Below are 23041 nucleotides of genomic sequence, written 5' to 3'. Positions count from 1 at the left end.
CGTCACCATTTCCCGAGTTCTGAATTCGGCACAGCTCAGCGCCTGCGCGGCGCCGCGCTGAGCGGCGTGGGCCAGGTGGAGTGGGCCAGGTGCAGTGGCGACCAGGCGCGGTGAACGCCGTGGTCAGAGTACGCCCGTCGGTGGTCCGATCCGTCAAGCTGTGCCGCTTTGGCGGGCGGGTCACCGCTCCGGCTCGGCCGGTAGCCGGTGCCGACGGATCAGCCGCTGCCCGATGAAGGTCCGCCAGACCCGGTCCGCGACGGTCGGTTCGACGATCCAGAGCCGACGCTGCGCCTCGGCGAGGGTGAGCGGCGCGCTGAACAGATCCAGGAAGAGCCGGCTGCTGCGGTTGAGCGCGAACACCTGACCGTCGACCCGGCGGAACAGGTGCCGGTCCGCCGGCAGGTCGCCCGGGACACCCTCCTGCTCGTCGGACCGGATCCGCCGGTACGCCTCCCAGACCTGCTCGTCGTCACGGTCCACGAAGGAGCCGTTGGCGAGGAACTCGGTCTGGTCGTCGGCGTCGTGCCGGACCCGGTCGTGGGCGAGGACGCCACGTACCGCGGTGCCGTACCGGTCGTGGTAGAAGAACGTGTGCGGGGTGTCGGTGCTGCCCAGCCACGGACGGTGGTAGTGCCCGGGGTTCAGACCGGCCTTGGCCTGGGCGACCTCGGCCTGCGCCGCCTCGGTCACCGGCTCGTCGTACTTGAGCATCCGGACGATGTCCGAACCCTCCACCGGCCGCACGTTGGTGATGCCGAACCGGTCCGGCTCCTTCGCGACGATGGCACCCGGGGTCAGCATGAAGTCGCCGAGCCCGCCGAGGGTCCACAGGTCCGGGTTGTCACGCAGGAAATTGACGCTGTCCAGAGCCTCTTCACGGGTCTCGGTGGGAAAACCGGTGAAGCCCATCATCTGCACACCGATGTTGGCCTTGGTCATCGCGGTCATGGTGCGTCGTGCCTGCTCCGGCTTCGTTCCCTTGTCGATCAGGTCGAGAATGCGCTGGTTACCGGACTCGAAGCCGACCGAGATGGCCACGCAGCCGCTACGCCTCAACAGCTCGCAGCGCTCGTCCGACCAGTACTTCTCCAGCCGGATCTCCGCGCCCCAACGGAAGTCGAGCTCCCGCTCGACGACCCGCTCTGCGAAACGCAGGATGGTCGCGGGAGCGAGCACGTCGACCGAGAAGTAGATGAACTTGGCGAACTTCGACAGCTCGGTGACGTCCGCGACCATGGTGTCCACCGTGTCCTGCCGCCACGGGCTGGTGGGACCGTCGGTGTTGAGGCCGTAGTCGCAGAACGTGCACTTGTTCCAGTAGCAGCCTCGGGTCGGCGAGTAGTAGACGAACCGCTCCGGGCTGAGGTAGAGGTCCCAGGGCAGGCCGGAGAAGTCCGGCACCGGCACCTGCGCCAGGCGTTCGTAGCGCAGTGGCAGTTGACGCTGGCGGCCGTACTTGGGGTGCAGTCGGACGTTGGGGTGCCCAGCCGGCAGCGTGCCGGTCTGCACCGCGTCCAGGATCTCCGTGTACGCGCTCTCCCCCTCTCCGACCACGATGGCGTCGAAGTCGGCCAGCACCTGGAAGACGTACTCGGGTTTGCTGGCGCACTTCCAGACGTCGGAGATCTCCGTGCCACCGGCGATGAGGAAGACGTCCGGGCAGGCCTGGCGGACGAGTCGGGCGATCCAGAGCGCGAACGGCAACTGCCACTGGTAGGTGGCGCTGATGCCGATCACCTGGTGCCCGCCGGCGGCCAGCCGTGGGATCAACACGTCCTCGTAGTAGGGCAGGAAGGGCCGGTTGAGCCGGGCGAGCAGCGCCTCGTCGGTCAGCGCGGCCACCGAGCCGATCGAGATCATCGGCGGCGGGTGCAGCCGGAAGCCGGCGTGGAACTGCCCGGGAAACCCGACCGTGCCGAGCGCGTCCATCCAGGAGATCACGCCCTCGACGGCATCCTGGTAGTGCCGGTAGTCGTAGAACAGGGTCGGGTCCTGAAGGACCCCGACCGACCGGCGCAGCCGCTCCGGATCGGGGTCGGGCAAGCCGAGTTGATTCGCCCGGGCCATCAGCGCGTCCGGGCCGCTGAGGTCGGCGATCGAGAGCCGGGACAGCTCCCGTTGGAGCCACTCGTAGGCCGACGGGGTGTACGAGTGGTGGAACGCCTCGATGTTCGCGTCAATGATCTCGGCCGGCCGGTGCCCCTGTGCCCGGGCGTACGAATCGAGGTAGTTCAGGGAGTGGTATCCCGAGGTGGGATCGGTCAGCGGGGGGTAGATCAGTGCCGCCTTCACCGTGCCGCTCATCGACTCCTCCTCAGCCGACCCGGGCCGGTGAACCGGCCAGGGTGTCCTCGTGCGCGCGCGTGGCCACCGCAGGCAGGTGCGGGGTACCGAACGCCTTGACGTACGCGACCAGTGGTTCGGCGGCGTACCGGAACGACGCCAGGTCGACGAACCCCCGGTCCCACGCCGCCGCCTCCAGCCCGTCGACGGCACAGCCCCACAGCTTCGCGAAGCACGCGTCGACGACCTCGGTGCGGAAGTGCAGCCGACCACCCGGTCGGCGGTGCCCCGTCGTACGCGGAACGAGCGTCTCGTTCAGCGACGCGGCGGTCGCCGCGACCCGCCGCGCCGCGGTGAGCACCGCGGGCGTACGCAGGGGCGCCGCGACCATCCACAGCGAGAGGCTGCGGTGTGGCGTGGTGCCGAACGCCCGCACCAGCACCCGCAGCACCGCCTCGCGGTCGTCGAGTCCCCGTTCCCGGTCGGTCAGCCAGTCCCACCCGGTCGGCGGCGCCGTCGTCAGGCCTCGACGGCGGGCGACCTCGCGGGCGCGGTCCTCGACCATCGGGTCGGCGATGTCGACAGCGGCCAGCCCGGCCAGTACCCCCCGCCGGTGCCAGGCCGCCGACTCGGGGTGCAGCAGCATCAGCACCGCGGCGGCCTCCCGGTCGCTGACCCGGTGCCCGCCGACCGACGCTCCGGCGAACCGCGACCGCCAGCTGTCCAGGAATCGGGTGTGCAGGTTGTCGATCGGCTGATCGTCGGGGTGCGCCGGACACAGCTCGGGATCGTTGTCCGCGGCCATCGACAGCAGCATCCGCGCGTCGGCGCCCTTGGCGTCGCAGGGGTCCTGCCGGTGCCACGTCAGGAACCGGTCCACCACCCCTGCCGCCTCGGGTGGCGCGCTGCGCTCCAGCGCCCGGTACGACCGCCGCCGGAAGGGCAACTCCCGGCCGATGTCCAGCAGCAGCACCGCCTCGGCGTCGCTGAGCACGCCGGCCGCGACGGCACGCCGCAGCGCGACCCGGATGTTCACCAGCGGGACGCTCAAGGCGCGGTGGCCTTCCTCGGCGGGCCCGTGCACGACCGCCACCTCGTCGTCGCCCGTGACGATCCCGTCGCGGTAGAGCTGGAACACCTCGCCCACACCGCGCATCCCGAACGGCCACAGCTCGGCGGCGCGCAGCGCGCCCATGCTGGCGGCGCCGGCCACGGTCACGCCACGGTCGAGCAGGTCGAGGATTTCCCGATGGCGGACCGGCGGGTGTTGCAGGAAGAACCCGTCGATGACGAGGACCCGGTCGCCGGGTGCGACGTCCAGGCGGAGCAGGTCGCCGTGCGCGACGGGCGGCAGCACCACCGCCTCGGGCAGCAGCCGAACGACCTCGTCGGCCGGCAGGCTCGGGCCGATGAAGACGACGTCAGTCACGGGGCACTCCCGGTCGGGTACTCAGGGCCCGCTCGTCGAACATCCGCAGGCCGGGGGCGAACACCTTGCTCACCGGGATGCCGATGTCGTCGTGCGTCAGGTCGACGCTGAACGGCTCGACGCCGGTGACGCGCTGCACCCGCGACGCCAGCTCGCGCAGCACCTGGGTCACGTTCCCCACCGGTGGGGAGTCCCGGCGGACCGGCCGGACGGGCCGGTCGACGGTGGGCGGTGGCACCGGCGGCGCGCCGACGTCGTGGTACGCGGTGGCGTCGATGTCGTCCCGGGCCCCGGAGACCATGACCAGCCGCGACTGCGCCGCCTCCGACATGGCCCGGCCGACGGCGATCTCCGGGTCCACATGGCAGCCGAAGCCGCCGAAGGTGACCGGGAGGTCCTCCGACCAGATCGAGGCGGCGTAGCAGGGCACGCCGACCGCGTTGGTGATGTCACAGACCTCCACCCAGCAACCGGCCCGCAGCAGCGCCTCGTGGACCGTGCGGGTCATCGCGTTGGTGGCGGTGCCCGGGTCGGCGTAGGTGCGCTCGGCCAACGGTGAGGTGCAGTACGGGGCGATGCAGTCGCGCTCGACGACCTCCAGCAGGGCGTGCAGGCTGGCCTCGGCGAAGGTGTTCCCGGTGGCCAGCCCGTTGCTGCTGGGGGTGAACAGGGCGCGGTCCCATCCGCGGCGGACGGTGAAGTCGAGCTCGATGGTAGCGCGCGGCACCAGGCAACGCGTACCGGTCACCAGCCCACGTCCGACCACCCAGTCGAGCTCGACGGCGGGGGTCAGGGGTGACCGTTCCGCCAGGTGCAGCCAACGGACGTCGTACGGCAGGTCGAGCGCCTCCGCCGGAGACCGGACGACGGTCCCCGGCCGGAGGTTCTCGGCATGCCAGGACTCGATGCTCTCCATGACCGCGCTGACCCGGGCCTGCGTCGCGGTGGCACCGGTGCCGACGCTCACCGCCATGGTGGCTCCGACCGGCCGGTAGGCGACGTGCACCGGTAGCCCGATCTCGTCGAGCCGGGTGATGTCGGCGACCCGGGTGATCCGGAACCGGTCGAGCATGCCACCGACCCGCTCCCAGGTCTGCTCCACGGTGGCCGTCCGGTAGGTGCCGGATCGGAAGGCGATGGTCTCGGTCGTGTCAGTCATCGAGGCTCCCGGCGGGGGGTGGGGAACTCAGACGATGAGGACGGCGATGATGTTGACGTTGTTGTCGGCGATCGGGGCCACGCCGCCGGCGACCGTCTCCAGTTCGGCCTCGGTCAGCTCGTTGAGGTCGACCAGCGGCACCTCGGGCACGTGCAGCACGTGCAGGCCGGGCGTGCCGGCCCAGTCGGCGACGATCTGGTCCTTGGTGTAGAGCGTGGCGGGCTGGGCGCGGTCGACCTCGACCCGGGCACCGGGGGCGACCGGCAGGCCGGCCGCGGTCGCGTAGCCGGTCGGGTCGGCGAGCAGGCGCTGCAGTTCCTCGTCGCTGCGCCATACCGCGGTGACCAGTTCCGAGTACTTGGTCACGAACCTCGCGCCATATTCCTGTTCGTCGTTGCTCATCGTTCGGTCCTTTCCTCGGGGGTCGCTGCAAGTCGGGGGTGATCGCTGTGGCGAGAACGCTACGAAGATCGAGGTTCGACAATCAACGATTTCGCTTGAGTGCCATCAGAATCTGCCGCGCCGAACGGTGGGCGGCAGACTTCGGTGTCAGGTGCAGCAGCACGGGCAGCAGCAGGCGCAGCTGGGGTCCAGGCCGGCGACGACGCTATCCAGTTCGTCCTCGGCCAGTTCCGCCTGGGCCACCGGCAACAGCGACGGCACGAAGAGCACGAAGGTGCCGGTGGTCCCCGCCTGCTGCCAGGACTCGACCTGCACCTCAAGGTCCGGATCGGCGGCGGCGACGTCCCGCACCACCCGGACCTGCACGTCCTCCGACAGGTGAAGCCCGTAGCCGGCGAGGAACCCGCGTGGGTCCCGGTCGAGCGCCTGCTCCTTGACCGGGTCGGCCCAGACGTCGGCGACCAGCCGGCTGTACGCGGCCACGAAGACCGCTCGATCGACAGGTGTCACGCCCTGCTCCCTTCGATGGTCGACCGCCGGTGGCGGCGACGGGCAGCGCGGGAGGTTCCGGGCCGCCGGTTTCGCTTCATCGTGGGTCACCGGTGGATCTGGCCCGTCCAGGGAGCGGGAATTTCATCGAATGTGGCCGCGAAAAGGTCGCGCTGCGGCGAAAGCCGGGTAATTGGGAATCAGCGACTTGCGACAGATGGCGATCCTAATGATTGTCACCACTGTGAACAAGTAGTAATTCCTCGTCTGTCACCCGCCCGGTGCGCACACCTACGCTGCGATCGGCGGACCGCACAGCGCCACAGCGGTTCGACGGGGTTGCCGTGTTCCGTCACCGAGTGCTGCCGGAGGCCACCGTGAGCATCGACGAGGCGACGACGACGCCCGGCGGCCCGGGCGGGTACAGCGTGGAGGAACTCGCCCGCAAGGTGGGCATGTCGCCCCGCAACATCCGCGCCCACCAGGCCCGGCGACTACTGCCCCCGCCCGCACGGCGTGGTCGGGCGGCGCTCTACGACGACTCCCACGTCCGCCGCCTGGACGCGATCCTCGCCCTGCAACGACAGGGCTTCAACCTGGTGTCCATCGAGGCGATGCTCGGGGTCCGGGCCCGTGACGAGGCGCCCGACGGGCTGACCGCGATGCTGCAACGCCTGACCGCCGACCGTCCCGCGCTGGCCCACGCGCTGACCCGGCACGGCGTGATCGGCCGGACCACCGACGGCACGGTCCGCACCGTCCGGCCACGCCCGCTGCGCGCAGCCCTGGACCTGCATCGGGTACGGGTGGGCACGGTGCCGGCGCTGCAGACCCTCAGCGAGGTGCTGGACAGCCTCCGTCCGGTGGCCGACGAGCTGGTCGCCGCCGTCACCGCCCGGCTGCTGACCCTCGCCCCGGAGCTGGTACCCGGCGGCGCCCGGTCGTCCTGGGCCGATCTCGACCGAGAAACCCTGCTGCTGACTCAGGGCGTGGTCAACGTGCTCACCGAGGCGTTCCGGCTCGCCGTGGAGAACCAGTCGGAGGCGCACGTCGCCGAACTGCTGGAGAACCACCTCGACGCGGACGTGTGCCTGGAGGACAGCACCGACATCGACAACGGCTGACCGGATCGTCAGCTCGTTGCCGGCTGCCCGTCCGCCTGCGGGCTCTCCGCCACGGACCGTTCCGGTTCGGTGAGCAGTTGACGCCGTGCCAACCGGTGGAACAGCCCTTCCGGGTGGTCCATCAACTCGTCGAAGCTGCCCCGCTGGACGATCCGCCCCGCCTCGAGGACCACGATGGTGTCCGCCGCCCGGACCGTGGACAACCGGTGGGCGATGACCACCCGGGTCGCGGCCAGGGCGGCGGTGCTCCGACTGACCACCTCCTGGGTTCGGTTGTCCAGGGCGCTCGTCGCCTCGTCGAGGAAGATGATCCGGGGCAGCGGGGCCAGCGCGCGGGCGATCAGCACCCGCTGCCGCTGCCCGACGGAGAGCGTCCCGCCGCCGAACGGCACCATCGTGCTCATGCCCATCGGCAGCGCCTCCAGGTCGTCGGCGAGGCCGGCCATCCGCGCCGCCTCCCACACCTGGTCGAGCGGGAAGCTGCCGGCGCCGCAGATGTTGTCCCGGACCGAGCCGGCGAAGAGCTGGCCATCCTGCAGGACCACCCCGCACTGCCGGCGGACCGCGTGCACGTCGAGTTCGGAGAGGTCCTGGCCGTCGTAGAGCACCGCGCCCTGCTGCTGGCGCTCGAAGCCGAGCAGCAACCGCAGCAGCGTGGACTTCCCGCAACCACTCGGCCCGACGATGGCGACGAACTCACCCGGGCGGATGTGCAGGTCGATGTCGACGAGCACCGGCGGCTCGTCCGGCTGGTAGGCGAAGGTGAGCCGGTGCAGCGCGATCTCGCCGCGCAACTCCCCCGGGTCCACCCGGTCCGGGCGCGCCTCGGGGTCGGCGCGCAGGATCTCCCGCAGGCTGCCCAGCCGGGGCACTGCCGCGATGACTTCCACCCCGGCCGACACCAGCACCAGCAGCGCACCGAGCAGCATCGCGAAACCGACGTTGAGAATGAAGAAGTCGGCCGGCGTGACCCGTCCGGCGAGCGGCCCCATCAGCACGGCGAACAGGACCAGTTGACCGGCGACCGGCAGCACGGTGCCGAAGGCGACCAGGCCCGCCTGACTCTGCCGGACCCGTTGCAGCGCCGCCCGGGCCGTCGCGGCCACCTCCGACCATCGTGCGTGGGCACGGGTTTCGGCGGCCGCCAGTTTGATTTTCACGATGCCGCCGAGCAGCTGGTTGGTCATCGCCGCCGCCCGGTGCTCGGCCGGCAACGCGGACCGTTGCTGACGGACGATCAGCACGGCGAACCCGCCGAACGTCAGCATGGTGACGGCGACGATCCCCGCTGCCCACAGCCCGAGCACGGGCTCGACCAGCAGGAGCATGCCGAGGGTCACCGCGACGATCGCGGCGGCCGAGACGAGCTGCGGCAGCAGGGCACTCAGCGCCTCACCGACGAACGAGATCCCCAACATCGAGTTGGCGATCTCACCGCTGCTGCGACCGGCGAAGAACCGGGCCGGTAGCCGCATGAGCCGGTCCCAGATCGCCAGCTGCGCGCCGGACTGCATCCGGCCGTCCAACCGCAGCAGACGCAGATTCTGCACCACACCCACCAGCCCCGCGACCACCGCGGCACTGAGCATCAGCGCGAGGAAGCCGCCAAGGCCGTTCACCTCGCCCTGCCGGGCCAGCTGGCCGAGCACCTCGCCGGTGGCCAGCGGCACGCCCAGGCCCAGCAGTGCCACGCAGGTGGCGGCGAACAGCAGGCCCCGCACGTCACGGGACGCACCGACCAGCCCGGCCCGCAGCAGGTGGCGCATCCGAGCGGTCGGCGGCAGCGGCGCCTGCACCTCGGTCGCCTCGGCGGCGAACGTCGCGGCCACCGCCGCGTCGACCGGCCCGTACGCCCGGGTGTCCGGGTCGACCTGGTGGTAGCGGCCCCGGCGAAACACCAGCGGCACCGCGACGGCGCGCTCCGGGTCGTCGCCGGCCCGCCACCCCACCAGTGGCCCCAGGTCCCGCCGCCACCACCGCTCCGGCAGCCGCACCTCACGCAGGAACAGGCTGGACGCGCGGGTCACCGCGTGCACCGCCGCCCGGTCGTCCAGCGGCGCGCGACTGCGGTCGGCCGGCTCGTTGATCGGGCTGCCCATCCCCTCGGTGACCACCCGGACCACCGAGGCCGCCCGCCCGTACCGGTCGAAGCCGGCCTCGCCGTCCGGAACCGGAACCGCACCGCCCGCGCCGATCACCCCGATCGACCGGCGAGCCGCCGCGGCGAGCACCGCCGCGTCGGTCTCCCGGCGCCGCCGCACGGCGCCCAGCAACGCCGCGTCGGCCTCCTCGATCCGGGTCTCCACCATCCGCAGCAGCCGGGCCACGTGCTGGTCCACGGCCGACCGCAGCTGACCGTTGACCAGCAGGTCGCAGCTGCCGTGGCTCTCCACCGCGCACGGCGACTCAGCCACCACCCAGTCCCGCTCGGCGACCAGCAGCAGCTCCCGCTCCCCGGACATCTCCGCCGGGCCACCGTCGTTGCGTCGCAGTTGTCCACCGGCGCTGCGCAGCCACCACGCACCGCCGGTCGAGGTGAGGGCACTCCCCTGCGCCAGCGAGATGACCTCGCGCCCAGAGAGCGTGGACGCCTCCCGGGGGGCCTGCCCGCGGCGCAGCGCGTCGGCGATCGTGACCAGCACCAGGTCCACCGCCGCGACCAGCTCCGTCGCGGCGGTCCGCGCGCGCAGCGACGCCCCCTCGTCCGCCACCGGGCCGAGCCGGACGTGTCGCTCCAGCAGGGACAGGTGACGCCGGGACAGCCCGCGCAGCTCGGTGCCGGGCAGCGGCACCAGGATCAACTGCCACGCACCGATCGCGGTGGACGTCGGCACCAGGCCACCCGCAGGCAGCCGGGCCACATGGTGACGACGCGAGGGGCTCATCCCGGCCCGGCGCACCGCGAACAGGTCGGCCTCACCCCCGCTCACCAGCCAGCCGGCCGCCGGGCCGTCCAGGCGACAGACCTGGCGTACGCCGTCCGAGCAGAAGCCGATCAGGCCGCCGGCCGGGGGATCCTCCACCGCGCCACTCATCAGCGTCTCCTCGGATCGTCGTGGTCAGTGGTCCCGGACCAGGCGCGCGTACGCCCCGTCCTGGGCGACGAGTTGCTCGTGGGTGCCGCGCTCCACCTCCCGACCGCCGTTCAGCACGACGATCAGGTCGCAGTCGCGGACCGTGGACAGGCGGTGGGCCACGATCAGGCAGGTCGCCCCCCGCCGGCGCAGGTGCAGGTCGATCCGGCGTTCGGTCTCGGCGTCCAGCGCGCTGGTGGCCTCGTCCAGCACCAGCACCCGGGGGTTGCGCACGAGCGCTCGGGCGATCTCCAGCCGCTGCCGTTGCCCACCGGAGAAGTTGCGGGCGTTCTCCCGCACCGGACTGCCAAGGCCACCCGGACGGGCCGCGACCTCGTCGTAGAGGCACGCGTCGGTCAGCGCGGTGACCACGTCCTCGTCGGCAACGGTGAGGTCCCACATGGTGACGTTGTCCCGGACCGTCCCCTCGAACAGCCGTTGGTCCTGGTCCACCATGGCGACCGTCGCCGCCCAGAGCCCGTCGTCGGCCGCCGCCCGCTCAAGGCCGTCCACGGTGACCCGTCCGGTCCAGGGACGGTAGAGCCCGGCGACCAGGCGGCCGACCGTCGACTTGCCACTGCCCGAGCTCCCGACGAGCGCCACCCGGGCACCCGGCGGCAGGTCCAGGCTGAAGTTCTCCAGCAGTGGACGACCCAACGGGTTGTAGCCGAAGGTGACCTCCTCGATGCGCAGGTGCCCCTCCATCGGCGTCATCGGGCGGGCGGGTCGGTCCTGGGCCGACGGCAGCGGGTACCGCTCCACGTCACGCAACCGATTCAGGTCGGCGCTCATGTCCTGCAACCGCGAGCCCAGCGCGGTCAGATTGCCCAGCGGGCGGTTCATCGCGGCGGCCAGGCTCTGCATGCCGACCAGCACACCGACACTCATCGCCTCCGCCACGACCTGCCGGCTGCCCAACCCCAGCAGCACCGCGGTGGTCCCGGAGGCGAGGAGCGCCGGCAGGACGGAAAGCACCGCGGTGGGCACCCCGAGCCGCTGCTGACGGGTGGCGACGGTGGCGTGGCGCGCCGCGAACCGGGCCACGGCGCGTTCCTCCTCACCACCGGCCTTCACCGTCTCGATCATCTGGACCGTGGTGTACACAGTGGTCACCAGCTTGCTGCGGTCCGCCTGAAGACCGGCGACAGCGGTGGACCGGGTCGAGGCGACATAGCGCAGCACGCTGACGTTGAGCCCGGCGAGGACCACGGCGCACAGTCCGAGCAGCAGGTCGTAATGGCAGAGCAGAGCCCCGTACGCCAGCACCAGGCCGGTGTCCACCACGGTGGTGGCCGTCCGGCGGGTGAGCACCTCGGCGACCACCTCGTTGCCGCGGACCCGCTGGCTGAGGTCGGCGGCCTGCCGCTGGTCGAAGAAGGTCGGCGGCAGCCGCAGCAGATGTCGGAAGAACCGGGCGGCGCTGGCGAGGGCGAGTGCCGTCTCCGCGCGTACGGTCAGGCGTTGCTGAAGCAGGCTGGCCAGGAAGGTCAGCACGGTGGCCACCGCCACCGCCGCCACCAGGCCGGCGAACGCCGCCCGGTCCTCCTGCAACAGCACCCGGTCGACGAAGACCTTGGCCATCACCGGGATGGTCAGACCGACCACGGCGATCAGCAGGCCGAGCAGCAGCATCTGCGCGATCGCCGAGCCCGGGCCGCGCCACCGCTCGGCCAACGCTCGCACCAGCCGGTAGCGGGTGCCGCCGGGCTGGAACTGGGGGCCGGGCTCCATGGTGAGCACGATGCCGGTGAAGGCACCGTCGAACTCCTCCCAGCTCACCGCACGGGGACCGGTGGCCGGATCGTTGATGAAGACCTTACGGCCGAGCCCTTCCAGCACCACGAAGTGCTCGAACCGCCAGAACAGCACCGCCGGCAGCGCCACGGTGGCTAGGCCGGCCAGGTCCATCTGGAAGCCCTTGGCCACCATGCCGTACCGGCGGGCACCCTTGAGTACGGTGGCCGCGGTGGAGCCGTCCCGGCTGACGCCGCACACCCGGCGCAACTCCTCCAGGGGCACGTGCCGACCGTGGTGCGCGAGCAGGATCCCCAGCGCGGCGGCACCGCACTCCACCGCCTCCATCTGGATCAGGGTGGGCGTGCGGACCCGTCGACGCCGGATCCTGGGCAGCTCCGGTGTGCCGCTGACGGCGGTCGTCGGCGCGCTCATCGCCGCAGCAACCAGTCAATCGGGTGTTCCCGGTCCACTGTGAACCAGGCGGTGACCTCGCTGGCCGAGTTGAGCTGGAACGGCGGCGGGGACCTGGTCCAGCGCAGGCCACCCGGGGCGGCCGGGTCGGGCTCCAAGGCGACCGTCACCCGGACCACGCTGCCGCGGGCGAGCAGCCGCCGGACGTCCGGCCCGGTGCCCAGGAAGGCGCGCAGCGAGGCCTCGGTCTCCGGGAAGGCGCCGACAGTGGTCACCTGGCCGGCCAGGGTGCCGAACACGTTGCGCGGCGCGGCCGCTGCGGCCACCTCGACGGACACGCCGGGTTGCAGCAGCGGGGCGGCGACGGCGGGGGCGTAGACGACTGCCTGCAACGCGTCCCCGGCGGTGTCGAGCCGTTCCAGGTCGGCCAGGTGCGTACCCGGGGTGACGATCTCGCCCTCCGAGACCAGCCAGGCGACGACGTACGCGTCACCCGGCGCGGTCTCCACCCGCACCTTCCCGTCCGCGGTGCGCAGGCTGTAGAGGGGGGTGCCCTTCGGCACCCGCTGGTGCGGTGACGCCCACACCTTGGTGACCTGGCCGCTGTCGAGCGCGTCGAGGGCCGAGATCCCGTTCGAGTGGATCAGCACACCGGCCGCCTCCACGGTCCGGGGCACCACCGTGCGTACCGACCAGACACCCGCGGCGACCACGACGATGACCAGCGCGGTGGTGGCCAGCCAGTTCGGCACCGTGGTCAGCCGGACCGCCCGGTCCAGTTGCTCGGGCGCCTCCAACTGGCGCAGAGCCTGCCGCCGGAACTTCATGGCCGGCCCTCCGTCGCGGCCGGGCCGGTGGCGCGGCGGGAGCCGAGCAGGAAATCGGCCACGCTCGGCTCCACCAGCGGGTCGAGCCCGGACAACTCGGCGAAGGCCTGGGAGTCGCCGGCACCGAGGGCGCACGGTGCCAGCCCCATGGCGGTGGCGACGAGATACATCTGCTGGGTCAGCACACCCGCGTCCTTGAGAATCATGGCGTAGCTCATCCCTTCGTACTTCCACATGAGCCGCTGGACCCGGGCGGTCACCACCAGGACCGTCTGCGGCGGCCGAGGCAGGGCGCCGGACGCCCGGGCGTACGCCAGCAGCCGGTCGGCGGCCGGTCCCCAGGCGGCGACCGGCTCCAGCCGGTGCCCGACGGCGTCGTAGTGGTAGAGCCCGGGGTCGAGCCCGGCGCAGCGCGCGACCAGTGGATAGATCTCCAGCTCGTAGACGCCGCCGCCGCCCGGGTAGGGCCGGTGGCCGATCTCCTGCCCGCCGGCTTCACCGACGTGACTGGTGTGCTGCGACCGGTGCAGGAATTCCGCCAGCCGCTCCAGCGGCAGTGGCGCCGCGTCGTCGTGTTCGCGCACGCTGCGCCGGTCGGTGACGACCTGGCTGAACGCGGGATCCGCCTTGGCGATCGTCGCCAGGTCCGGCAGCGGCAGGTCGACCGCCCGGCCCCCGTCGTACGGGCGGCGCAGCGGTTGCGGGGCGAAGCTCCCCCGCATCCGGTAGGTGCCGCCCACCGGCAGCGCGTGTCGGCCAGCCCGGGATCGGTGGTGCAACCGCAGCTCCTCCGGCGACCAGTAGGCCAGCGGCGGGTCGTCACACTCCGCCTCGAACTCGGCGTCGGTGACCAGGATCCGGGCGGTGGCCAACTCGTCGAGCACCCGTCCGGCGGCTTCCGGCGGCACGCCGAGCGTGCGGGCCACCGCCTCCGGTCCGACGCCCGGCGCGGCGGCGGCCAGTACCGCGCCGAGGGCGGCGTCCGCGCAGCCGACAACGAGGGTGCTCAGCGGTGAAGCGGCCACCAGCACGCCCCGTTCGTGTTGGAGGGCGGCGAAGCGGGACAGCCGGTAGCAGGCCCCGGGCGTGTGCGGGCGACTCTGCGGCAGACTGCCCCGACCCAGGCCGGTGGGCACCAGGTCGAGCAGCGGCCGATCGTCGACCTGGACGCGGCGCTCCAGCCAGGAGTGGGCGAGCAGCCGGCGCAGCAGCAACTGCGCGGGCAGCACCCGGTTCTCCCCCTCCAGGCCGCTGATCAGCCGGCCGACCTCGACGTCGTTGACCCAGTCGGCGGCGAGCCGCAGCAGCAGGGCCCGCCGGCCCATGCCCGGTTGCTCCAGGGTGAGCTGGAAGCGGGTCTGCCGCAGGGTCAGCGAGCCGTCCTCACCAAGCCGCAGCTCCGCGTCGCGGCGCAGCCGGTACGACTCCTGAATCGGCGGACCGCCGACGGAGCCGCTCACGACGACCGCCGACTGACCGGGTCCACCACGCTGGCCATCCCCACATCCTCCCCACGGTCCCGGTTGCCCGGGAGCGCCGGCTAGAAGAACACGTTCAGCGGATTGGCCGACGTCTCGTCGACGGCCACCGGACCCCGACCGAGGCGGGCCGGCACGTCCCACAGTCGGCCGGGACCGAGCCGGCGCCAGAAGTGCCGCAGCCCCGGCACGATGACCTTCACCACCGCCAGGTCGACATCCGGACGGGACTGGTCGACGACGATCACCTCCAGGCCGGCCCGCTCCGCCCGGCGTACGCAACGACGCACGTCATCCCCGACGTCGCCGGTGGTCAGCGCCGGGTGGTCCGCAGCGGTGCGCGGCGCCCGGGTGGGATCCGGGGCCAGCCAGGGTTGGTCGGCCACCCGCACGGTGCCGAACCAGCGCGCGGTGTCCGGGTCGTCGACGCCGTACCGGTTGCGGGCGGTGGCGGGTCCGGCGACGGCGGGCAGGAATTGGTTCACCTCGGTGAGCGCCCGGGTCAGCGCGACCCGCGCGTCCAGGTGCGCGCCGAAGCCGACCAGGACGTCCTCCGGCCCTCGGTCGACCCGCCGGGACACCGCGGCGAACGTGGGTACGCCGAGGTCGGCGGTCAGGTCGAGGGCCCACAGTTCGCGGCCGAGTGCGGTGGCGTGATGGTCGACGCAGGCGGCGGTCCACGGGTCGCCGAACGAGGCGAGGTCCACCCCGGGCATCCGGGACCGGTGGTACCACCACAGGGCCACGCTGTCCCGCTCCACGAGTTCGCAGAAGCCCTGGAGGATCGCCTCGGACAGGTTGCCGCCGGCCGCGCAGCCGTTCGAGTCGGCCGAGCACGCCCCCAGCCCGGTCAGCTCCGGATGCCCGTACCAGCAGTGCGCGGCGGGCAGCTCGCGTGGTGTCTGCCGGGTCAGCGACCACCCCGTGGTCCAGTCCAGCTTCACGTCGTCGGGCAGCGGGCGGGGAACGCGGTGCAGGTGGCCGAGGTCGCGGTTGAGCCGGTCCCGGTCGGCGTACTGGCGTTCCGAGAAGAGCAGCAGATCCCGCAGGTGCACCGCCCGGTCCGGGCCGAGCTGCCGGTAGGTGGCCCGGTGCACCGGGCGGTCGCCGCGCCACACCCCGCAGTAGCGCTCCACCGCCTCCCCGACCGCGCTCATCCGGGCCTGCAGGTCGGTCCGGCCCTTGCCGCCGCTCTGCCCGCGCAGATTGCGGCGCAACGCGGCGAGCTGGCGGGGCTGGGCGAAGTTGTGCCCGGCCGAGTAGGTGTGGGTGACGCCGTTGTCGGTCGCCTCCAGCGGGGTCAGCCGGCTCACCACGCCCAGATACCGGCTGACGTGGTGGACGAGCGAGGCGTACGTCTCGGCGGGTTCCCGGATGCGGGAGTCCCCGGCCCGACTGGGCTGGGTGCCGCTGGGGGGCAGGTCGATCCGCGGCTCGGCCTTGCGGACGAGGTCCGGGTCGCCGCAGGCGGGGCACTGCGGCTGGCGTACCAGTTGGTGGCTCTCGGTGCTCAGGTCTCTGGTGTCCAGGGCGACCATCCGGCCGGTGAGGCGGGGAGACCCGCCCCGGACGGCGAGCACGGCGAGTTCGGCGGCCAGCAGCCCGGCGGCCATGGTGGCCAGTCCGGGCAGGACCGCACGACCGGGCTGCGGCAGCGGACCGGTCAGGCCCTGCCCGTCGAGGAAGGCGTTCACCTGTTCGTTCTCCTGCCAGCGTTGCCGCAGGCAGACCCAGCAGCCGGTGCGCCCCGGCACAAGGTGTGGGCCGAGGAAGACGACGTTGCCGTGGGGCCGGGCCAGCGTCCACGCGCGACCGGCGGCCAGATGGCGGTCGTTGAGCAGGGCCAGCCGGGGGTCGAGCATCGACGACGGCAGCACCAGCACCTGAGCGGTGCCCGGGCCGGGGTCCGGTGCGTCCGGCCCGATCACTGTCGGGGCGAGCCCGAGGGCGCGCAGCGCGTCGACGGTCTCGGCCACCCGGGGTGCGCCGAGGTCCACGATGGTGACCGTTCCTCCGGCCATCCAACGCCGTCCGGCGTCGGGTGGGACACCCCGGGCGTCCCAGCCGGCGGCCTCGGCTGCCGAGGTGTGCGTCGGACCGGACACCAGAAGGCCGTGGTCGCGCAGCCGGGCGAGGGCTGCGGCGACGGCGGCGACCGGGTGCCGGGCGGACAACCGGGCCACCACGTCGGCCAGCGGCGCGGCACCGTCGAGCTGGTCGGCCAGGTCCGCGGCGACCGGGTCGTCGATGAGCAGGCTGCGGGTCTCCCCCAGCACCACGAGCGGGCCGTCGGGCAGCCGCACCGGCACGTAGTCCGATCGGAAGCGCGGACGCCACATGGTTCCTCCCGAGCCTCTTGGCCGGACCGCGGCACCACCGGCCCCGCCGGTGATCACGGCTGCTGTCATCGTCGCGGTTCGGTGCGCCCCGATCCGAGTGATGCCACCGGTTTCTGCCGTCGCCGACGCGGTGGGCCCTCGGCGGCAGGGTCAGCCGGCGGTGACGGTCAGCGCGGTGTCGTTGAGCCCCAGCACCGATGTGCCGACGGTCTGTGCCGGCACGAGCAGCACGAAGGTCTCCACCCGGGTGACCCGGATCGACTTTCCGCTGACCGCCTTGAGGTGACCGGTGGCGATCAGGTCCGGGCTCTGCGGCTCCAACCGGACGGTGGCCGGGCCGCCGGGCGCCGGGCGCAGCGTGTCGGTGGCGTGGATCGTCAGGAAGGTGAGCGTGCCGGTCGGCACCGCGACCGCGCAGTCCGACCACTCCGCCCGGTCCATCGTCCGCTGCACCGCCCCGCCGACACCGGCGAGTTGCTGCCCGTAGACCTCCCAACCGCCGGCGAACTGGCCGTCGAGCAGCAGGCTCGACACGACGAGGGACCGGTTGCCCGTCGTGGACCCGATGCTGCGGGAGAACACTTCGGCGGCGAGGGCACGACGGCTGGTCTCGTCCAGGGCGGCGCCGCCCGCGGTGGCCGGCCGACCGTCGATGCTCCGGGCGACCACCAGCGAAGGTTGGGTGACCTGAACGTTGTGGCTGAGCTTCCACTGGCCGTCGGCGCCCAGCACGAACTGGCTGACGTCGGTGGGCGCCAGCTCCGAGCCGGTCAGCCGGAGAGTGGCCGTGGCGAGGAAACAGGACGGTTCGCCGGGTGGCACCGCGAAGACCGGGTTGATGTGCTGGAAGGACGGTTGCGCTCGCTGGTTGTACGCGGCCCGACGTGCTGCCGCGATGCTGAGGTCCAGCGAGGGCGAAACCTCCTGGGCCCGCAGCGCCTCGACGTCACCGGCCACCGAGGCGGCCGAGTCGGCCTGGTCGAAGGCGGTGAGCACGAGCGCGGCCCGGTCCCGACCGAAAGTGGCCGAACCGTGGGGCGCCGGGGTGGCCGCGTCCACCGGCTCGCCGCCACAGCCGGTCAGCACGAGCAGCGCCACCGCGGCGGCGGCGAACGGCATCGCGGGCAGCGGCGCGGCGAGGGTACGCGGGCTCCTGACGGATCTTCTGCCCAGCATCTCGTCCTCCATCCACCACCGGTCCACGGGAATCGCGCCCGATGCAGTCGAGTATGTGAGCGGCTGTCGGGCCACGACGGTGGCGGCGCGGCCTCGTGCTGCCCGGCCTGTCGACGTTGCACCGAACGACGTCATCCGGCCCGGATCGCGGTCACCGATCGGTGTCATCGAGCCGAGCGACCCAGGCGACCAGAGCCGACCGGGACGCGACGCCCGCCTTGCGGTAGATCCGGGTCAGGTGCGCCTCCACGGTGCGGGGGCTGATGTTCAGCTGCCGCCCGATCAGTCGGCTGGTGGCCCCGGTCGCCGCCAGCCGCGCGATGTGCCACTCCCGGTCGGTCAGGGCGGCGACCTCACGCGGGCCGACCGGACGGGCCAGTCGCAGCCCGACCCGTTCCGTCCCGCACCACCCGGCCAGTTCCAGCGCCCGGTGACGGGCCCGCGCGGCCAGGCCGCTCTGGTCGGCGGCTTCGGCAGCGCGGGCCAGGGAGGCAAGGACGAGGCTGCGCCTCAGCACCATCCCGCCGGCACGGAACAGGTCGGCCGCGGTCTCCAGGTGCGGCAGCGCCGCCCGGACCTCGCCGCGGGCGAGCAGCACCTCGCCGTACGCCGATTCGGCGAAGCCCCGCTGTCCGGGCAGACCGACCTGATCCGCCTCGGCCAATGCCATTCGAGCCTGCCGCTCGGCGTCGGCCACCTCGCCCGCTGCGAGCGCGGCGGCGCAGAGCAGCTCGTACCACCGGGGCCGGAGGGACGTCTGGAGACGGCTCAGCCGGCTGTCGCCGCCGGCGGAGCGCACCAGTTCGGCGCAGGTCGCCGGGTCACCCGACAGCAGCGCCGCGGTCGCCAGCGCCGTCGCGGCCGTACGACCGCACCAGGTGGCGAGGTCGGTGGCGATTCCGGCGGCGCTGCGGGCCAGCGCCAACGCCCGGTCGTCGTCCCGGAGGCCACCACGCCACGCCGTCGCCTCCGACTCGAACGCCAGGGCGAAGCTCAGCAGGTGGTGACTGCCGATGCGCCGGGCGACGATGCCCGCCTCGGTGGCCAGTCCGATGGCGGTGTTCAGCTGCCCGCCGTGGTAGGCCACCTGACTGCGACCGAGCAGCAGTTGGCACAGCCCGTCGTCGCGGTGTGAGGCGCGGACGAGCGTCAGCCCTCGGTCGAGGTGCCGCACCGCGTCGGCCTGCCGTTCGAGGTACAACTCGCTCAGGCCGAGTGCGGTGAGGCAGTCGGGGTGGTCCCGTACGTCCCGGTCCGGCAGCGAGTCGACGATCCGGGTGCCGGCATCGAGCAGACCCCGGGCGTCGTCGAGTGCGCCGTCGTGTGCGGCGGCCAGACTGCGGACGGCCAGCAGGCCGGCCCGGTCCGCACCGGAGCCGCCGAGATCTCCGCCGAGCACGTCGGGCAGCCCGGTCATGGGGCGACCGGCCAGGATGCCGGCGACGCCGATCTCGGTGGCGAGGCGGTAGCCGTCGCTGGGTCCGGCACCGGTCGGCAGGGCGGCCAGCTCCCGCCGGCTGATGGCCGCCGCCTCCGCGTAGTTGCCGAGCAGACGTTCCACGCGCGCCCAGAGCGCTACTACCTGCGCCCGTCGTCCTACCGGGTCGGCGGGGAACAGCGGCACGATCTCCTGGAGCAGGGCCCTGCTCTCGGCCAGGTCGCCCGCCTCCCCGGTGATCTCGGCCAGCGCGAGTGACACGTCCTGGCGACGTTGCGTCAGACCGGCCGTCGGGCGCAGCGCGCGCAACGCCAGCCGCAGCCAGCGGATGGCCAGGTCGGGCGTCTCGCGCCGGACCTCCTGCGCGGCTCGGCAGAGCACGTTGACGCAGCGGTCGGCCCAGCGGGCGTTCGGCAGGGCGAGCAGGCGCTCCGCGTAGCGGGCCCGATCCGCGGGTGGCGCGCCCAGATAGACCAGCGCGGTGAGCGCTCGCGCACACGCCTCCACCTGCCACTGCGAGTCGGTGTCCTGGGCGACCGCCATCCGCAGCACCGGGTGCCGGAATGTGAACCGTCCGGTGCCGGGGACGCGGCGGATCAGGTCGAGCCGGGCCAACCGCCAGCAGGCCTCGACCGCCGGTGACGCCGGGACCTGCGCGACCTCGGCGAGCAGGTCCGCGGTGAAGGGCGCATCAACGATCGCCCCGGCCCGTAGACAGGCCAGCTCGACGGGGGGAAGGTCCGTCCACTCGCGGCGCAGCACGGCGATCGCCGCGTCGGACAGCTGGGCACCCTGTGCTTCCCGGATCGGGTCCGGGCTGCTGGAGGTGGAGTCGCTCGGCAGCACAGCCAGGTAGCCGGGGTTGCCGCCGGTCAGGTCGTACCGGGCGCGCAGCTCCACCTCGTCGACGTGGGGGTGCAGGAGCGCGACCTCAGCGAGGCTGAGAGGGCGGAGCTCGATCCGGTCGTGTGGCGGCGGCTTCACATCGGCGTGCTCGTCGGGATCTGGTGGACCGAACGGCATCGGGGTGGCCATCTGCCGCGGGCGGTAGATGAGCACGAGCAACACCGAGGCGGGCACCGGATATCGAAGGAGGTGGGTGATCAGGCCGGTGGAGGATGCATCCGCCCAGTGCAGGTCGTCGAGGACCAGCACCAGACCGTCCCGGGCAGCCAGGCCGATCAGCCGGCGCGCCAACTGGTAGGTCCGGAACCGCCTGGCGTCCGACACCCGTCCTGGCGCCGCTGGCACCGCGGTGGCGGATTCCGCCCAGGTCTCCGCGGTGGACCGCCCGGCACGCGGCCCACGTCGGAGTGACTGCCCCTGCGTGAAGGCGTGTCGGAACACGTGGAAGGGAACTCCTCGCTCATCCGGCGAGCAGGTCCCGACGGCCCAGGGGACGGTGGGGGCGCACCGCTCCAGGGCCTCGTGGACGAACCGGGTCTTGCCGATGCCCGGCTCCCCGACGATTTCGCAGACCAATTGCCGGCCACGGCTCAGCACGACTGCCTGGGCTCTGCCTATGCGTGCCAACTGTGCTCGTCGCCCGACGAAGCGCGGGCCCGATGCGCTTTCCAGCCCAGGTGTCAGCACGCAGACCATACGCCTTCCGGCACTCTCAATGGGAATTGTTCGCACTATACCTGAGCACCGTCACATGTCGAAACATGCCGGCCCCCTATTCAACAGGGGGGCGAGACGCAGGTTCTTTTCGACATCGCATCACAATCCGCAGAAAAGGACCGGTCACCAGAAGCGCGGAACGATGTCCCTGAAACCCAATAAATCACCCGCCACGTCCGATGCCTGACGGCCGACGATTCCCAGGTCACTGCTGGGCTCCCGGAGGCTTCAGCCAGGACACCGACTATTTATTGGAGGGTCGCACCCAATCTGATATCACCACGAACATGGCCGCCTATATCGGATCACCCGAAGCGGTCACATTTCTACCGTGAGCTCCGATCGGACGGCTCAGCGCCACCTGATGAACCGCCGGCGACGGTGCCCACGACGACAAATGATTGGATCCCACCTCCCGGGAATTTGCCACCTGCCACCGATCGTCAACATGCGAACAGCAACATGCATCCGCGACAGTGCTCAAGGTGGAAAGACCGCAGGCGTCCGGTCTGAACAACCATCGCCCGAGGTGGCCGCCACGTTTCGTCGCAACGTCGAGGACGTACTCGACCCGACGACCGCGACGCGGTGGTGGCCGGGCTCCTCGACGGTGCTGGCGGCGACACCCTGTCGCGCGTGGCTGCCGAGGTGATCGGCCGGACCTGGTCAAGCGCCAGCTCACCGCGCCCGCGCCGGACGTGGCCTGGTGCGGCGACATGACTGAGATCGTCACGCAGGAGGGCAAGCTCTACCTCGCCACCGTCATCGACCTGTACTCCCGGCACATCCTCGGCTACGCCATGGGCGACCGGCACGACGCCGGCCTGGTCGTCGCCGCGTTGAACATGGCTGCGGTCACCCGCGGCGGCAACGTCGAAGGGGTGATCTTCCACAGCGACAGGGGCAGCGAATACTGCTCGGCCGACTTCGCCCGGGCGTGCGCCCGCTGGAAGGTACGCCAGTCGATGGGCCGGGTCGGTTCGTGCTTCGACAACGCCGTCGCTGAGGCCACCTTCTCCACCATCAAGGTCGAGTACGTCCACCGCCACCAGTTCCGCACCCGTACCGAGGCCCGGCTGAAGATCGCCACCTGGATCACCGACTTCTACAACCGGCGCCGCCGCCACTCCGTCTGCGACGGACGCTCGCCCATCGACTACGAACGATCAGAGGCCCGCGCCCTGGAGGCCCAGGCCGCATAACGGAGCCCTCCACGATTCCAGGGGATTGACAGGGCGGTTGCTCCCCTGCAGGGGACCGCTCCATGGTCGATTGGCTGGTCGTCGCGGACGGCGACGAGGTGGAAGGCGGTGTAGGCGCAACTCCACGCTGTCTCCCCCTCCAGGTTGAGCGCATAGCAGTCGGCGATCGAAGGCAAATCCGCTCGGTGCGGGTAGACCCAGGTGGGTTCGAGGTCAAGCGTGAACCTGGCCAGTCCGTGACCTTGCGGGCCGTGACCGTGGTAACCGAACTACGCCGGCCGATCACCACCCGTCAGACCCGACCAGTCCAACCCTGCCCTAAACCAGCAGGCCGTACACAATGGACAGGTTTCGCCCTCCAGCCGCCCGATGGCGGATAGCCACGGGCGGATCGACAGGCGATGTACTGAGCCCTTCCGTGCAACTGCACGGACAAGCGGGGCCGCACCATCGAGCAGGCCGAGACAGCAAGCCCTGGCTGGCCCACGTCGCGAACCAGCCAGGTCACGATCTCCGAGGAGTGGCTTCAGGCCCAGAACAGGATGTCGCCGAGATTCTGCTGATCACTGAGGGGCTGGCGGGCTGGGCTTGAAGCACCGTCGAGGCTCGTGGTGTACCAGCCAGTGGAGTCGTTGATCGCCACCTGCTTTCTGTCGGGAGCGGGCAGGACCGTCGCTAGTGCGTTGTCCATGAACGTTCACCGGGTCGGGGACACGCCGGGCGGCGTGCGTTCGGATGAGGTGGTGAGGGGTTCACTCTCGACGGCGGTGATGTAGATCGTTGAGAGTGAGGTGGGTGGATTGGCCGAGCCGGTACGGGCACGGCGGTTGACGCAGGACGAGGGCCG

The 23041-nt window shown here is 71.9% G+C and carries 15 protein-coding genes; 2 read left to right on the top strand and 13 right to left on the bottom strand.

All coding sequences use genetic code 11. The features are described from left to right. Nucleotides 1–180: 180 nt before the first annotated feature. The 5 genes from ACFY2Q_RS28605 to ACFY2Q_RS28585 all read right to left on the bottom strand — a co-directional run bounded on the left by ACFY2Q_RS28605 (nucleotide 181) and on the right by ACFY2Q_RS28585 (nucleotide 5786). A complete protein-coding gene (locus tag ACFY2Q_RS28605) occupies nucleotides 181–2307 on the bottom strand; it encodes a B12-binding domain-containing radical SAM protein (protein ID WP_387135616.1) in 2127 nt (708 codons plus the stop codon). A 10-nt stretch (nucleotides 2308–2317) separates the two neighbouring features. After that, a complete protein-coding gene (locus ACFY2Q_RS28600; RefSeq protein WP_387135614.1) occupies nucleotides 2318–3715 on the bottom strand; it encodes a TfuA-like protein in 1398 nt (465 codons plus the stop codon). Further along, on the bottom strand, nucleotides 3708–4874 hold the full coding sequence (locus ACFY2Q_RS28595; protein ID WP_328373389.1) for a YcaO-like family protein: 1167 nt from the start codon (nucleotides 4872–4874) through the stop codon (nucleotides 3708–3710). The genes ACFY2Q_RS28600 and ACFY2Q_RS28595 overlap by 8 nt, the downstream gene beginning before the upstream one ends. Nucleotides 4875–4901: 27 nt before the next feature. Next, nucleotides 4902–5276 (bottom strand): class IIb bacteriocin, lactobin A/cerein 7B family, encoded by a 375-nt coding sequence (locus ACFY2Q_RS28590; RefSeq protein ID WP_387135612.1) that lies wholly within the window; start codon nucleotides 5274–5276, stop codon nucleotides 4902–4904. A gap of 147 nt (nucleotides 5277–5423) precedes the next feature. Then, nucleotides 5424–5786: a hypothetical protein gene (locus ACFY2Q_RS28585; protein WP_387135610.1), complete on the bottom strand. Its 363-nt coding sequence runs from the start codon at nucleotides 5784–5786 to the stop codon at nucleotides 5424–5426. A 323-nt stretch (nucleotides 5787–6109) separates the two neighbouring features. Between ACFY2Q_RS28585 and ACFY2Q_RS28580 the strand changes: the two genes are divergently transcribed. Then, on the top strand, nucleotides 6110–6889 hold the full coding sequence (locus tag ACFY2Q_RS28580; protein ID WP_387135608.1) for a MerR family transcriptional regulator: 780 nt from the start codon (nucleotides 6110–6112) through the stop codon (nucleotides 6887–6889). Nucleotides 6890–6897: 8 nt separating this feature from the next. On the opposite strand, the gene ACFY2Q_RS28575 is transcribed toward ACFY2Q_RS28580, so the two are convergent. The 7 genes from ACFY2Q_RS28575 to ACFY2Q_RS28545 form a co-directional block, all read right to left on the bottom strand. Beyond that, a complete protein-coding gene (locus ACFY2Q_RS28575; protein ID WP_387135606.1) occupies nucleotides 6898–9924 on the bottom strand; it encodes an ATP-binding cassette domain-containing protein in 3027 nt (1008 codons plus the stop codon). A 24-nt stretch (nucleotides 9925–9948) separates the two neighbouring features. Beyond that, complete coding sequence (locus ACFY2Q_RS28570) at nucleotides 9949–12132, bottom strand: NHLP family bacteriocin export ABC transporter peptidase/permease/ATPase subunit (RefSeq protein ID WP_387135604.1); 2184 nt, start codon at nucleotides 12130–12132, stop codon at nucleotides 9949–9951. Beyond that, nucleotides 12129–12938 (bottom strand): HlyD family efflux transporter periplasmic adaptor subunit, encoded by an 810-nt coding sequence (locus ACFY2Q_RS28565; RefSeq protein ID WP_088948972.1) that lies wholly within the window; start codon nucleotides 12936–12938, stop codon nucleotides 12129–12131. The genes ACFY2Q_RS28570 and ACFY2Q_RS28565 overlap by 4 nt, the downstream gene beginning before the upstream one ends. Further along, complete coding sequence (locus ACFY2Q_RS28560) at nucleotides 12935–14398, bottom strand: SagB family peptide dehydrogenase (RefSeq protein ID WP_387135601.1); 1464 nt, start codon at nucleotides 14396–14398, stop codon at nucleotides 12935–12937. The genes ACFY2Q_RS28565 and ACFY2Q_RS28560 overlap by 4 nt, the downstream gene beginning before the upstream one ends. Before the next feature lie 80 nt (nucleotides 14399–14478). Beyond that, nucleotides 14479–16755, bottom strand: a complete 2277-nt coding sequence (locus ACFY2Q_RS28555) for a TOMM precursor leader peptide-binding protein (RefSeq protein WP_387135599.1) — start codon at nucleotides 16753–16755, stop codon at nucleotides 14479–14481. 150 nt (nucleotides 16756–16905) lie between these two features. Further along, a complete protein-coding gene (locus ACFY2Q_RS28550; protein WP_387135597.1) occupies nucleotides 16906–17931 on the bottom strand; it encodes a hypothetical protein in 1026 nt (341 codons plus the stop codon). 151 nt (nucleotides 17932–18082) lie between these two features. After that, on the bottom strand, nucleotides 18083–20971 hold the full coding sequence (locus ACFY2Q_RS28545; RefSeq protein ID WP_387135595.1) for an ATP-binding protein: 2889 nt from the start codon (nucleotides 20969–20971) through the stop codon (nucleotides 18083–18085). 497 nt (nucleotides 20972–21468) lie between these two features. On the opposite strand from ACFY2Q_RS28545, the gene ACFY2Q_RS28540 reads away from it, so the two are divergent. Next, nucleotides 21469–22194 (top strand): IS3 family transposase, encoded by a 726-nt coding sequence (locus tag ACFY2Q_RS28540; RefSeq protein ID WP_387135593.1) that lies wholly within the window; start codon nucleotides 21469–21471, stop codon nucleotides 22192–22194. A gap of 526 nt (nucleotides 22195–22720) precedes the next feature. On the opposite strand, the gene ACFY2Q_RS28535 is transcribed toward ACFY2Q_RS28540, so the two are convergent. After that, nucleotides 22721–22885, bottom strand: a complete 165-nt coding sequence (locus tag ACFY2Q_RS28535; RefSeq protein WP_387135591.1) for a hypothetical protein — start codon at nucleotides 22883–22885, stop codon at nucleotides 22721–22723. Between the last annotated feature and the right edge of the window lie 156 nt (nucleotides 22886–23041).

The sequence above is a fragment of the Micromonospora sp. NPDC000316 genome (assembly GCF_042898885.1).
Classification (GTDB): domain Bacteria; phylum Actinomycetota; class Actinomycetes; order Mycobacteriales; family Micromonosporaceae; genus Micromonospora.
The sequence above is the reverse complement of the archived record's forward strand: the minus strand, read 5'-3'. Positions and strand labels throughout refer to the sequence as shown.